The organism is Roseateles noduli, from assembly GCF_050626985.1.
In the GTDB taxonomy this organism is placed as follows: domain Bacteria; phylum Pseudomonadota; class Gammaproteobacteria; order Burkholderiales; family Burkholderiaceae_C; genus Roseateles; species Roseateles noduli_A.
The window spans coordinates 1,900,566-1,913,266 of record NZ_CP192463.1 but is presented as its reverse complement, the minus strand read 5'-3'; the positions used below and the strand labels follow the sequence as shown (position 1 = coordinate 1,913,266).

Here is a 12,701-nt window from a genome sequence, read left to right as displayed (position 1 = left end):
TCCGCCTCATGTCGGTGTCGCGGACATAGAGTGGGATCCAAGGCGTTTGAAACGCGCGCCGACGCAGCGGGATCCGACCGTCTTCCGACACACGGATGCCGCGTGCAGGACCACTTTCAATCCAAGGAGTTTGACCATGAACCACTTCAAGAAGCTTTCCCTTCCGATCGGCGCCGTCGCCCTGGCGGCAGCCCTGGCCGCACCGGCGTTCGCACAGGTCGAGGAAGAGGTCGTGTCCGGCCCCAAGTCCCGCGACCAGGTCATCGCTGAACTCGAGGCCGCGCGCCTGGACGGCAGCCTCGACAAGTTGCAGGGCGAACACAGCTACGCCCCGGACTTCGACGAAGCGAAGGGCATGGACGTGCAGTACTCGAATCACCAGGCCGATGGTGACCTGACGGTGGGCATGTCCGCCGACACGAGCACGCAGGTGCAGTTCGCCGCACCTGCCGCGGGCGGCAAGACGCGTGCCCAGGTGATGGACGAGCTGGAACAGGCTCGCGCCGACGGGTCGCTGGACCGCGCGTGGAGCGAGCAGGGATATGCGCCGGAGCTCGAGGCGGCGCATTCGTACCGTCGCTGAACGCTCCCGAGGCCCGGCACGGGCCGCGACGATCCACGACGATCCGCCGTGGGTTCCGAGCGGGACAGTGCCGACCTGACGGACCGATCGACGGACGCGGGATGACCTGACTAAGCATTGACGGTCATTCGGCTTCGAGCAACGGGGTTCCCATGTGGGAACCCCGCTTTCATTGCGGGCCCCGTCGGGCCCTCACGTGACGGTCACAGACGCGTGAAGGTCACAGACGCGCGACATCCAGGATCGCCTGCGCGAAGGCCTTCGGCGCTTCCTGCGGCAGGTTGTGACCGATGCCGCCGCTCAGGTCGCGGTGCTCGTACTTGCCGGCGAACTTGCGGCGATAGTTGGCCGGCGCGGGGTGCGGCGCGCCGTTGGCGTCCCCCTCCAGCGTGATCGCGGGAATCGTGATCTGGGGCGCCGCGCCGATGCGGGCCTCCACCGCGTCGAAGCGCGATTCGCCGTCCGCCAGTCCCAGGCGCCAGCGGTAGTTGTGCACCACGATCGCGACGTGGTCCGGATTGTCGAAGGCGGCGGCGCTGCGCGCGAAGGTCGCGTCGTCGAAGCGCCATTGCGGCGAGGCCAGTTGCCAGATCAGCTTCGAGAACTCGGCCCGGTACTTCTCGTAGCCCAGCCGGCCGCGTTCGGTCGCGAAGTAGAACTGGTACCACCATTGCAGCTCGGCCGCCGGCGGCAGCGGCTGCTCGTTGACCTTGCGGTCGACCAGCAGGTAGCCGCTGACGGACACCAGCGCCTGACAGCGCTCCGGCCAGAGCGCGGCGAGGATGCCCGCCGTGCGCGCGCCCCAGTCGCAGCCGCCGACGATCGCCTTCGGGATGCGCAGCGCGTCCAGCAGCGCGATCGCATCGCGCGCCAGCGCGCCTTGCTGGCCGTTGCGCGGCGTGGCGGCGGACAGGAAGCGCGTCGTGCCGTAGCCGCGCGCGTAGGGCACGATCACGCGATAGCCGGCCGCCGCGAGCAGCGGCGCGACGCCCTCGTAGGTGTGGACGTCGTAGGGCCAGCCGTGCAGCAGCAGCACCGGCGGGCCGTCGGCCGGACCGGCCTCGACGTAGCCGACGCGCAGATCGCCGGCGTCGATGTGCTTGAGCGTGCCGAAGGACGGCGCGATCGCGATGGCCGCACCGTCGGCCGCCGCCGTCGGTGTCGCCGCCAACGCGGACGACGGCAGCAGGCCCGACAGCGGCAGCGCGGCGGCGGCCGTGGCGGCGCCCAGCGAGGCGCCCAGGCGCAGGAACTGACGGCGGGGCAGGGCGGCCCCGGCGAGGCCGAGGCCATCGGTCAGGTCGTCGTGCGCGTCAGGGCGGGTGCGGTCGGTCATGGGGATCTCCGTGTGTGGTGGGACCTCCGCAGTGGACGTCGGCGATGTATCTCCGCCTTGTCGATCCGGGCGCGGGATTGCATGCCGGTGTCGCCGCCCGAAGCGCAGATACAGGGGCATACAAAGCCGATCTCTGACATCGATCAAACCAACCCCTGGCTTTCCGGCCGCGTCCTTCCTAGCCTGCCGGGACCGGGCGCGCGGGGCGTCCGGATTCGGGCCGCGTGCCCGCAGGAGGTATCGATGAATGGGGTCTTGCTGGACGAGGTCGTCTACTTTCCGTCACTGCAGACATTGCCGGCCGAGATGCGCGGGCTGCGTGAGCTCGACCGCCTGCGCAAGGGCCGGACCCTGCCGCTGATCACGCTGTCGACGCAGCAGCGGGTGGCCGACGTGGTGGACTTCCGCCGCGCGGCGCAGCAGGCGGGCGAGGCCATGCAGGAACTGCCGCATTTCATCGACCTGGGCCGCGTCCCGCTGGACCACGCGCTGGCGTGGCGCCGGCTGGCCGACCCGACGCAGGGGTTCCGGACCTGGCGCGAGTTCGCCCAGGCGCACAGGAACGCGGTGCCCGTGGTGCTGATGCCCGACGGCGCCAGCGAGCGCAGCATCGTGCTGCAGGCGATCATGATCGAACGCGAGTTTGGCCGGGTGCTGTTCCGGCTGCGCGGCGCGGCGCCGTTGACGGCGCCCGCGACGGCGCTGGTGGAGCGGGCACTCGACGGGCTCGAGGACAGGCGCCGCGCGCTGGTCGTGCTGGACTTCGGCACCGAGCGGGAGTGGCTGCTGGGATGCTCCGGCGTCGGCCGGGACCTGCTGGCGCGCTGGCGGACGCGGTGGCCGGGGGTGCGCGTCGTGATGATGGGCAACAGCTTCCCCGCCACGGCGCAGTGGATCGGCGCCGCGGTGTCGGAAGACAACCCGAGGTCGGGTCGTCTCGCGATCCTCGAACGCGAGCTGCATCGCCGGCTCGGCGGCCCGGCGCTCGTCGGCTACGGCGACCACGGCGCCATCCATGCGCCGAGCGAGCCCGGCGTGGAGCTGCCGACGGGGCACGTGCGCTTCGACTATCCGTGGCAGGGCGCATGGCGCTTCGAGCGCCGCCGCCGCGCGAACCCGGACGAGGCCAACCGCGAGGCCGCCGCGGCCCTCATCGAGGCGGCGCCGTCCTTCGGCACCCGCGGCCTGTGGGGGGAACATGAGATCCAGGAAGCCGCCAACGGCCGGATGTTCGCGCGGGGGCGCGAGGCCCTGACGGCCATCCGCGTCAACCTGCATCTGGCGACGCAGGTCGACGAGATGCTGATCGAACACCGGAGCATCCGGACCGTGCTGCCCGCCTCGACTTCGTGAAAACCACGGGCCGGCGACAGGGCGCGGCGAAGCCGGACGGCGGGGAAGGGCATGCGGGCCTGCCTATACTCGCGCCCCATGCGCCGCTGGCTGACCGTCTTCCTGCTGATCCTGCTGCCGCTCCAGCTGAGCTGGGCGGTGGCGGCGACCTATTGCGCGCATGAAGCGGATCCGGCGGTGAACCACATCGGTCACCACCAGCACCAGCACGACGGGTCGGAAGGGGCGCGGGACGCGTCCGGCGCGCCCGAAAAGACGGCTGACAAGGCGTCGGAGAAGGCGACGGAGAAGGCGACCGACAAGGCCCTGACCTGCGTCGATGACGACTGCGGCTTCTGCCATCTGGGCCATAGCCAGCCGGTGGCGAGCACGCCGATCGTGCTGCCGGCGGTGGCAGGTCCGGTCGTCGAGGGCTCCGTGCCCGATGCCTGGTCCTCGCGCGGCCCCGACCGCCGAGAGCGACCCAACTGGCAGCCCGCCTGATCGGCGGCCGCCCCCGCGGCGCCGAGTTGGGCGCCCCGCATCGTTGCAAATCCTCGCCATAGCGCTGCTATGGCTCCGGTTTGCGCCTAGCGGTGCATCCCAACTCGACGCCGCGTCCATCGACGGCAGTCAGGGATGACTGACCTCGCATCGAGCGCTCGCCGATTCCTCGTTGAACCTCTTCCTGCCCGGCCGCCCTGCGGCGGCGGGCACAACGCCGGAGTCTCCGATGCCCAAGTTCCTGGTGCCGCTATGCAGCGCGGCACTCCTTTCCCTCGTGCCGATGACCGCGCGTGCCGCGCCTGAGGCGCCATCTGCTTCCTCGACTTCATCGTCGACCTCGTCATCGGCCCCGCCATCGGCCGCGCCCTTGCCGTCGCCCTTGCCGCTGCTGACGCTGAACGCCGCCGTCGACCGCGCGTTGGCCACCCATCCGAGGATGCGCGCCGCGGCCTTCGATGTCGAAGCCGCTGACGGCGCGGTCCAGCAGGCCGCGCTGCCGCCCAACCCGTCGCTCGGACTCGAGCAGGAGGACACCCGCCGCGAGACACGCACGGTCACCGTGCTGCTGAGCCAGCCGCTGGAGATCGGCGGGCAGCGCGCGGCCCGGACGGCGCTGGCCCAGCGCGGACGCGACATCTCGCAGGCCGAGCTCGACGCGATGCGCGCCGACGTGCGGGCCGACGTGGTCCAGGCCTTCTTCGCCGCGCTGGTCGCGCAGGAGCGGGTCGGCGCCGCCGAGGAGTCGCTCCGCATCGCCGGCGGCGGCGCCGACGCGACCGCGCGTCGCGTGGCCGCGGGCAAGCTCTCGCCGAACGACGAGACCCGGGCGCGGGTCGCCGAAGCTACCGCGCGCATCGAGCTGCGCCAGGCGCAGGCCGACCGGCTCGCCGCGCGGCATGCGCTGGCGGCGGCGGTCGGGATGGACGAAGCGACGATCGGGGCGCTCGATGGCAGCGCGGCGTCGCTGCCGGCCTTGCCCGCCGAAGCCGAGATCGCCCGCCGTCTGGCCGACGCGCCGGCGCTGCGACGCGCACGACTGGAGGTCGAGCGCGCCCAGGCCGCCTACGACCTCGAACGCGCGCGCCGCATCCCCGATGTCACGGTGACCCTCGGCGCGAAGCGCGCGCAGGAGATCGGCCGCAACCAGGCGGTGATCGGCGTGTCCCTGCCGCTGCCGCTGTTCGATCGCAACCAGGGCGCGCAGCGCGAGGCCCTCAAGCGCCGCCAGGCCGCCGAGCAGCTCGCGGAGGCCGAGTCCCTGCGGCTGCGCGCCGAGGTGCTGAGCGCGGCCGACGAGCTGAGCGCCCGCGCCGACGAGGTCGAGGCCCTGCGGCGCACCGTGCTGCCCGGCGCGCGCGACGCCTATACCGCCGCCACGCGCGGCTTCGAACTCGGCAAGTTCGGCTTCCTGGACGTGCTCGACGCGCAGCGCACCTGGCTGCAGGCGCGGATGCAGTGGCTCGATGCGCTCGCACGGGCGCATCGCGCCAACGCCGACCTCGAGCGCCGCCTCGGCGCGCCCGCCCAGCAACCGTGAGAACGACGATGAACTTCAACAAGCAAGACGACAAGACGTCCTCAGGACGCGGACTGCCCAAGCGGCAACTGATCGCGATCGCGGTGCTGGTGGCCATCGGCCTCGGCGGCGGCGCGGCCATCCTGGCCTCCGGCCCCAAGACATCGTCCGAGGGCGGACATGGCGACCACGGCGAGCACGTCGAAGGCGGACATGACGATCACGGTCCTTCCGCAGGGAAGGAGTCGGGCGAACACAAGGACGAACACAAGGACGAACACAAGGACGAAGCCAAGGGTGGGCACAAGGACGAACCCGAGGCCATCGCCATGACCGAGGCGCAGATCAAGTCGGCCGCGATCGCCCTGGAGACCGCCGGCCCGGCGACGATCCGGACGACGACGCGCCTGCCCGGTGAGATCGGCTTCAACGAGGACCGCACCGCGCACGTCGTGCCGCGCGTGGCCGGCGTCGTGGAGGCGGTGCCCGCGACGCTCGGGCAGTCCGTGCGCAAGGGCGATCTGCTGGCGGTGATCGCGAGCGCGCAGGTGTCGGACCAGCGCAGCGAGCTGCTCGCCGCGCACAAGCGCGAGCAGCTGGCGCGTACGACCTACGACCGCGAGCGCAAGCTGTGGGAGGAGAAGATCTCGCCCCGCCAGGATGTGGACGTGGCCGAGCAGGCCCTGCGCGAGGCCGAGATCGCCGTCGCGAACGCGCGGCAGAAGCTGCTCGCCATTGGTGCCACAACCGGTGCCACCACCGGTGCCACGACCGGCGGCGCGCTCACCCGCTTCGAGTTGCGCGCGCCCTTCGACGGCGTCGTCGTCGAGAAGCACCTGACGCTCGGCGAGCAGGTGAAGGAGGACGCGAGCGTCTTCGTCCTGTCGGACCTGCGCACCGTGTGGGCGCGCATCGACGTGCCGGCCGGGGATCTGGCCAAGGTGCGCGTGGGCGAGCGTGCCGTCGTGCGCTCCGCCGCCTTCGAGCAGTCGGCCGACGGCAAGGTCGCCTACGTCGGCGCGCTGATCGGCGGGCAGAGCCGCACCGCGCAGGCGCGCATCTCGCTGGCGAATCCGGATGGCGCCTGGCGGCCCGGGCTGTTCGTCAACGTCGACGTCGTGACCGGCGAGGCGCCCGCGCCGATCACCGTGGCCGCCGACGCGGTCCAGGTCTTCGAGGACCGGCAGGTCGTCTTCGTGCGCACCGCCGAAGGCTTCGCCGCCATGCCGGTCAAGACCGGTCGCGGCGATGGCCGGCGCATCGAGATCGTCGACGGCCTGAAGGCCGGCGCGCGGGTCGCGGCGGTCAACGCCTTCGTCATCAAGTCCGAGGCCGGCAAGGGCTCGGCCACCCATTCGCACTGACGGAGGACGCATGTTCGAACGCATCATCCGATTCGCCATCGAGCACCGATGGCTGGTGCTGGTGGCCGTGCTGGGCATGGCGGCGCTGGGCGTCTTCAGCTACCAGAAGCTGCCCATCGACGCCGTGCCCGACATCACCAACGTGCAGGTGCAGATCAACACCGGCGCGCCGGGCTACTCGCCGCTGGAGGCGGAGCAGCGCGTGACCTTCCCGATCGAGACCGCGATGGCCGGTCTGCCGGGGCTGAAGCAGACGCGCTCGCTGTCGCGCTACGGGCTGTCGCAGGTGACGGTGATCTTCCACGACGGCACCGACATCCACTTCGCGCGGCAGCTGGTCAACGAACGGCTGCAGGCCGCGCGCGAGCACCTGCCCGACGGTCTGACGCCGGCGATGGGGCCGGTGTCGACGGGCCTGGGCGAGATCTACCAATGGACGATCGAGGCCGAGGAGGGCGCGCGCAAGCCCGACGGCTCGCCCTACACGCCGATCGACCTGCGCGAGATCCAGGACTGGGTCGTCAAGCCGCAGCTGCGCAACGTGCCGGGCGTGACCGAGGTCAACACGATCGGCGGCTTCGCCAAGGAGTTCGAGGTGGCGCCCGACCCCGGGCGGCTGTCGTCGCACGGGTTGACGCTGGCGGAGGTCGTCGAGGCGCTGGAGCGCAACAACGCCAACGTCGGCGCCGGCTACATCGAGCGCCGCGGCGAGCAGTACCTGATCCGCGCGCCGGGCCAGCTGCGCGACCTGGCCGACATCGGCAACGTCGTGCTGCGCACCGACGGCGGCGTGCCGGTGCGGGTGCGCGACGTGGCGCAGGTCGGCATCGGCAAGGAGCTGCGCAGCGGCGCGGCCACCGACAACGGTCGCGAGGTCGTGCTGGGCACCGTCTTCATGCTGATCGGCGAGAACAGCCGCAGCGTCGCGCTGGCCGTCGATCGCAAGATGAAGGAGGTCGCGACGACGCTGCCCAAGGGCGTGCACGTCGTCACCGTCTACGACCGCACGGTGCTGGTGGACAAGGCGATCGCGACGGTCAAGCGCAACCTGATCGAAGGCGCGGTGCTGGTGATCGCCGTGCTCTTCCTGTTCCTGGGCAACCTGCGGGCGGCGGTGCTGACGGCGCTGGTGATCCCGCTGTCGATGCTGTTCACCTTCACCGGCATGGTCGGCCAGAAGGTCAGCGCCAACCTGATGAGCCTGGGGGCGCTGGACTTCGGGATCATCGTGGACGGCGCGGTCGTCATCGTCGAGAACTGCGTGCGGCGCTTGGCGCATGCGCAGTCGCGCCTGGGACGGCCGCTGACGCGCGGCGAGCGCTTCCACGAGGTCTTCGCGGCGGCGCAGGAGGCGCGCCGGCCGCTGCTGTTCGGTCAGTTGATCATCATGGTGGTCTACCTGCCGATCTTCGCGCTGAACGGCGTGGAAGGGCGGATGTTCCATCCGATGGCGGTGACCGTGGTGATGGCGCTGCTGGGCGCGATGATCCTGTCCATCACCTTCGTGCCGGCGGCGGTGGCGCTGTTCATCGGCGACAAGGTCCAGGAGAAGGAGAGCCGCCTGATGGCCTGGGCGCACCGCGCCTATGAGCCGCTGCTGGTCAAGGCGATGGCCGCGCGCCCGGTGGTGATCACCGGCGCCGCCGTGGCGGTGGTGCTGTCGACCTTGCTCGCGACGCGCCTGGGCAGCGAGTTCGTGCCCAGCCTCAACGAAGGCGACTTCGCGGTGCAGGCGTTGCGGCTGCCGGGCACCAGCCTGTCGCAGTCGGTGGCGATGCAGCAGCAGCTGGAGGCGCGCCTGAAGCAGAAGTTCCCCGAGATCGAACGCGTGTTCTCGCGCACGGGCACGGCCGAGATCGCGGCGGACCCGATGCCGCCGAACATCTCCGACGCCTACGTGATGCTCCTGCCGCAGGACCGGTGGCCCGAGCCGCGCCGCACACGCGACGAGCTGATCGCCGCGGTGCAGGAGGAACTCGCGACGCTGCCGGGGCAGAACTACGAGTTCTCGCAGCCGATCCAGCTGCGCTTCAACGAGCTGATCTCGGGCGTGCGTTCGGACGTGGCGGTGAAGGTCTTCGGCGACGACATGGACCAGCTGAACGCGGCGGCGGCGAAGATCGCCGCGGTGCTGGGCGGGCTCGATGGCGCGGCGGAGGTCAATGTCGAACAGACGACCGGGCTGCCGATGCTCACCGTCGACATCGATCGCGAGAAGGCGGGGCGGCACGGGCTGAACCTGCAGGACGTGCAGCAGCTGGTGGCGACGGCGACCGGCGGGGCGCATGCGGGCACGCTGTTCGAGGGCGACCGGCGCTTCTCGATCGTCGTGCGCCTGCCCGAGGCGCTGCGGACGGACCTGGCGGCGATCGAACGGCTGCCGGTGCCCTTGCCAAAAGGGGCCGACGGTGCCGCGCGTTTCCTGCCCCTGTCGGAGGTCGCGACGCTGTCGCTGGCGCCGGGGCCGAACCAGGTGAGCCGCGAGGACGGCAAGCGGCGCGTCGTCGTCAGCGCGAACGTGCGGGGCCGCGACCTCGGGTCGTTCGTCGCCGAGGCGCAGCAGGCCGTGACGGCGCAGGTCGCCTTGCCGTCCGGCTATTGGCTGGGCTGGGGCGGCCAGTTCGAGAACCTGCAATCGGCCAGCGAGCGTCTGCGCGTCGTGGTGCCGGTGGCGCTGGGTCTGGTCTTCGTGCTGCTGTTCGCGATGTTCGGCAACGCGCGGGACGGGCTGCTGGTGTTCTCGGGCATCCCGTTCGCGCTGACCGGCGGCGTGCTGGCGCTGTGGATGCGGGGGATTCCGTTGTCGATCTCGGCGGCGGTGGGGTTCATCGCGCTGAGCGGCGTGGCCGTGCTGAACGGGCTGGTGATGATCTCCTTCATCCGCCAGTTGAGGGAGCAGGGCCGTCCCTTGGGGGACGCCATCCATGAGGGGGCGTTGACACGGCTGCGGCCGGTGCTGATGACGGCGCTGGTGGCGTCGCTCGGTTTCGTGCCGATGGCGCTCGCGACCGGCACCGGCGCCGAGGTGCAGCGACCGCTGGCGACGGTGGTGATCGGCGGGATCCTGTCCTCGACGGCGCTGACCCTGCTGGTGCTGCCGGTGCTGTACCGGTGGGCGTATCGACGCGACGAGGCCGACGCCGGGACCGGCGTCGCGCGCGACCGGGGCGAGGACGTGATTTCGGTCGGCGCGGCCGCGGCGTCCGCGCCGCAATGAACGGACGCTGACCTTCGGGTCGGCAGGAAGGCGGAGCGGCCCGCGTCGCTCCGCCGGGACCCCGGGCGTCGGGAGACGCTCGCGGTTGTCTTGCGGGACCACTTATCCGCGTGAGTGCGCTGCCTCGTGAGAGTGATGTCGGCGCGATGTCGACAAGTCGAGGTCATGGAACCCGGATCGACGTTTCCCTAGAGTGGCTGCATCGCCTCGCAAGGAGAGTGGTGTGCCGATGTCGAAGATGGAAATGAACGGGCGGATCGTCGTCCCCAAGGACATCCGCAAGGCCACGGGCGCAAAGCTCGGCACGCGCTTCATCTGGACGTTGATGGAGGACGGCAGCATCCACGTCGTTGCGAAGTCGAAACGGCCGGTCGCGGAAGAGACGCCGCAGCCGGATTCTGGTGATTCACTGAATGGAGAAGGCAATGCATGAAACGTTTCTGAGCGAGCAAGGCACCCTGCAGGTGCCCGCAGAGATCTTGAAAGAGCTGGAAGCAACACCTGGCACCCCGTTCGTCTGGGATATCCGCGGTGATGGCAGTCTCTATGTTCGCGCCAAGACGACGTCGTTGGCGGAGTTGGCGGGGATGCTGAAGCCGCCCAACGGCAAGTCGGTTTCCATCGAAGAAATGAATCCGTTCCGCTGATGGGAGCGGTCGATACCAACGTCCTGATTCGTTGCATCGTTCGGGACGATCCACGTCAATTTGACGCGGTAGCTCGGCTGCGAGAGTGTTACGTGCGGGAAGGCAGCAAGCTCTTCGTGCCTGTGACGGTCCTGCTGGAGTTCGAGTGGGTGCTTCGCAGTCGCTTCGGTTTTGGCAAAGCCGAAGTCATCGGCGCCATGTCGAAGGTCTTGAATGCCAGGGACCTGCTTGTCGACAGGGAAATGGCGATGGGCGATGCCCTCGCCGTGTTCAAGTTGTGCGACGCCGATCTTGCCGATTGCATGCACGCACGAATATCGGCTTGGGAGGGGCAGGGGCCGCTTCACACATTTGACCGTTGCGCTTCGACGCTCCCGGGCGCTCAACTACTCAGCACCAAGGTTGAGGAGCCGAGACCAGCGTGGCGAACGAGCCGAACTCAGATGGAGGCAATGGCGTAATTTGGAGGGAACGCTAGATCCCTTCCAAAGGGCGAAGGAAATTGGGAAAGAACAACGAGATGGAAGAGACCATACTGAATGCGAAAGGGCAACTGACTTTGCCGGCGTCAATTCGCAAGAAGCTCGGCACAAAGGCCGGCATGCGTTTCCTTTGGGGCCTGATGCCCGATGGAACGCTGATCGTCCAGCCGAAGAACAAGTCTCTGCTGGACATGGCCGGCATGTTGAAGCCCAGGAAGGGGCTTCATGTGTCGATCGAGGAAATGAACCCTTGGGTTTGAGGGCGATGATCAATGCGGGAGTGATAAGGTCCTCCGTCATGACTCGCAAGCCATCAAGACCGACCGTTTCAGCGCCTGAAGGCGACCGCGACGTGGTCCTGCTCTCCGGCGGCAACCCGCAGATCCCGAAAGGGCATGGCGACGCGCCGGTGCAGGCCTATATCGCCGCGCTCCAGGACTGGAAGCAGGCCGTCGTTCGGCGCATGGATGCGCTGATCGTCGAGGCCGTGCCCGACGTGCGCAAGGCCGTGAAATGGAACTCGCCGCTGTATGGCGTCGACGGCACGACCTGGTTCCTCGGCCTCCATGTGATGACGCGCTATGTGAAGGTCGCCTTCTTCAACGGCAAGTCGTTGGACCCGATGCCGCCCGTCGATTCGAAGACCGCCCACGCCCGTTATCTGCATGTGAGCGAGCAGGTGCCGCTCGATGAAGCGGCCTTCGTCGCCTGGGTGAAAGCGGCCAGCGCGATCCCCGGCGAGAAGATGTGAGCGGACTGAACCGCTGAACCCGCTGGGCCTGCTGATGCGTGTCGCTCAGCTCGCGGCGCGCCAGTCGAGCAGATCCTCGTAGGTCGCGCCGGCGCCGCCGCAGAGGATCACCAGCACGTTCCTGGCTTCCCGCAGCACGGGTACCTCCCGCTTGAGCGTCGCCGCGACCGCAGCCCCGCACGCGGGTTCGACGATCAGCCGGTGTTCCTTCGCCACGTCGAGGCAGGCCTGCACCGCTTCCGCATCGGTCACCGTCGTGGCGACGACCGGATGCTGCTTCGTCCACGCGAAGGCCCGCTCGCTGACCCGACGGGCCCCCAGCGAGGTGGCGAGGCTCGTGATCGCGTCGAGCGTCACCAGTTCGCCCGCGGCGATCGCTGCATTCAGCGAATCGGCTCCGAGGGTTTCCGCCGCCACCAGGGGCACGTCCTGCCACCCGACCGCGTGCATGCCCTGCAGCACGCCGCTCATCAGCCCGCCGCCGCCGACCGAGAGCACCACCGCGTCCGGCTTCGGACCTTGCGTGGCAGCCTCCGCGATCATCGACGCGTGCCCGTCCCACAGCAGCGGATCGTCGAACGGGTGGATGAAGGCGTCGGTGGGCTGGCGCAGCGACATCAGGTGGTCGTTGGCTTCCATCCAGCTCTTGCCGTGGACGACGACCTCGGCGCCCTGGCGGCGGATCAGCGTCTTTGGCCACTCGCGCGTGGTCTCCGGCACGACCACGACGACCGGCAGTCCGAGCCGGCGCCCCGCATAGGCGACCGCGATCCCCGCATTGCCGCCCGAGGACGACAACAGCCGCGTCGCACCGCGCGACGCATGGACTTCGCAGGCGTGGCCGATGCCGCGCAGCTTGAACGAGCCGCAGGGCTGGAGGGCTTCGAGCTTCAACCAGACGCGCTGGTCGGGGGCACTGAACGCGTCGGACTCGACGGTCGGCGTGGTGATGTGGATGGTCATGCG

General features: G+C 69.7%; 13 protein-coding genes. 11 read left to right on the top strand and 2 right to left on the bottom strand.

Going from position 1 to position 12,701, the window contains the following annotated elements; all coding sequences use genetic code 11:
- The first annotated feature begins 136 nt into the window (after positions 1-136).
- Positions 137-583, top strand: a complete 447-nt coding sequence (locus tag ACQ4L4_RS08275) for a DUF4148 domain-containing protein (RefSeq protein ID WP_431103773.1) — start codon at positions 137-139, stop codon at positions 581-583.
- A 220-nt stretch (positions 584-803) separates the two neighbouring features.
- Here ACQ4L4_RS08275 and ACQ4L4_RS08270 read toward each other — a convergent pair whose 3' ends face one another.
- Positions 804-1,919 (bottom strand): alpha/beta fold hydrolase, encoded by a 1,116-nt coding sequence (locus ACQ4L4_RS08270; protein ID WP_431103772.1) that lies wholly within the window; start codon positions 1,917-1,919, stop codon positions 804-806.
- A 243-nt stretch (positions 1,920-2,162) separates the two neighbouring features.
- On the opposite strand from ACQ4L4_RS08270, the gene ACQ4L4_RS08265 reads away from it, so the two are divergent.
- The 10 genes from ACQ4L4_RS08265 to ACQ4L4_RS08220 all read left to right on the top strand — a co-directional run bounded on the left by ACQ4L4_RS08265 (position 2,163) and on the right by ACQ4L4_RS08220 (position 11,735).
- On the top strand, positions 2,163-3,272 hold the full coding sequence (locus tag ACQ4L4_RS08265) for a beta family protein (RefSeq protein ID WP_431103771.1): 1,110 nt from the start codon (positions 2,163-2,165) through the stop codon (positions 3,270-3,272).
- A 78-nt stretch (positions 3,273-3,350) separates the two neighbouring features.
- The gene (locus ACQ4L4_RS08260; RefSeq protein WP_431103770.1) at positions 3,351-3,755 is read left to right on the top strand and encodes a hypothetical protein; all 405 of its coding nucleotides are present in this window, start codon (positions 3,351-3,353) and stop codon (positions 3,753-3,755) included.
- A gap of 229 nt (positions 3,756-3,984) precedes the next feature.
- Positions 3,985-5,295: a TolC family protein gene (locus tag ACQ4L4_RS08255; RefSeq protein WP_431103769.1), complete on the top strand. Its 1,311-nt coding sequence runs from the start codon at positions 3,985-3,987 to the stop codon at positions 5,293-5,295.
- An 8-nt stretch (positions 5,296-5,303) separates the two neighbouring features.
- Complete coding sequence (locus ACQ4L4_RS08250; RefSeq protein ID WP_431103768.1) at positions 5,304-6,638, top strand: efflux RND transporter periplasmic adaptor subunit; 1,335 nt, start codon at positions 5,304-5,306, stop codon at positions 6,636-6,638.
- 10 nt (positions 6,639-6,648) lie between these two features.
- Positions 6,649-9,855, top strand: coding sequence for an efflux RND transporter permease subunit (locus ACQ4L4_RS08245; protein WP_431103767.1), 3,207 nt, complete (start codon positions 6,649-6,651; stop codon positions 9,853-9,855).
- A 229-nt stretch (positions 9,856-10,084) separates the two neighbouring features.
- Positions 10,085-10,288: an AbrB/MazE/SpoVT family DNA-binding domain-containing protein gene (locus tag ACQ4L4_RS08240; protein ID WP_431103766.1), complete on the top strand. Its 204-nt coding sequence runs from the start codon at positions 10,085-10,087 to the stop codon at positions 10,286-10,288.
- Positions 10,281-10,502, top strand: coding sequence for an AbrB family transcriptional regulator (locus ACQ4L4_RS08235; RefSeq protein WP_431103765.1), 222 nt, complete (start codon positions 10,281-10,283; stop codon positions 10,500-10,502). Before ACQ4L4_RS08240 ends, ACQ4L4_RS08235 begins: the two co-directional genes overlap by 8 nt.
- Complete coding sequence (locus tag ACQ4L4_RS08230) at positions 10,502-10,963, top strand: PIN domain-containing protein (protein ID WP_431103764.1); 462 nt, start codon at positions 10,502-10,504, stop codon at positions 10,961-10,963. The genes ACQ4L4_RS08235 and ACQ4L4_RS08230 overlap by 1 nt, the downstream gene beginning before the upstream one ends.
- Before the next feature lie 59 nt (positions 10,964-11,022).
- The gene (locus ACQ4L4_RS08225; RefSeq protein WP_431103763.1) at positions 11,023-11,244 is read left to right on the top strand and encodes an AbrB/MazE/SpoVT family DNA-binding domain-containing protein; all 222 of its coding nucleotides are present in this window, start codon (positions 11,023-11,025) and stop codon (positions 11,242-11,244) included.
- A 38-nt stretch (positions 11,245-11,282) separates the two neighbouring features.
- Positions 11,283-11,735 (top strand): DUF1801 domain-containing protein, encoded by a 453-nt coding sequence (locus tag ACQ4L4_RS08220; RefSeq protein WP_431104903.1) that lies wholly within the window; start codon positions 11,283-11,285, stop codon positions 11,733-11,735.
- Positions 11,736-11,780: 45 nt separating this feature from the next.
- Here the strand turns inward: ACQ4L4_RS08220 and ACQ4L4_RS08215 are convergent, their stop codons facing one another.
- Positions 11,781-12,698: a pyridoxal-phosphate dependent enzyme gene (locus ACQ4L4_RS08215; RefSeq protein ID WP_431103762.1), complete on the bottom strand. Its 918-nt coding sequence runs from the start codon at positions 12,696-12,698 to the stop codon at positions 11,781-11,783.
- Between the last annotated feature and the right edge of the window lie 3 nt (positions 12,699-12,701).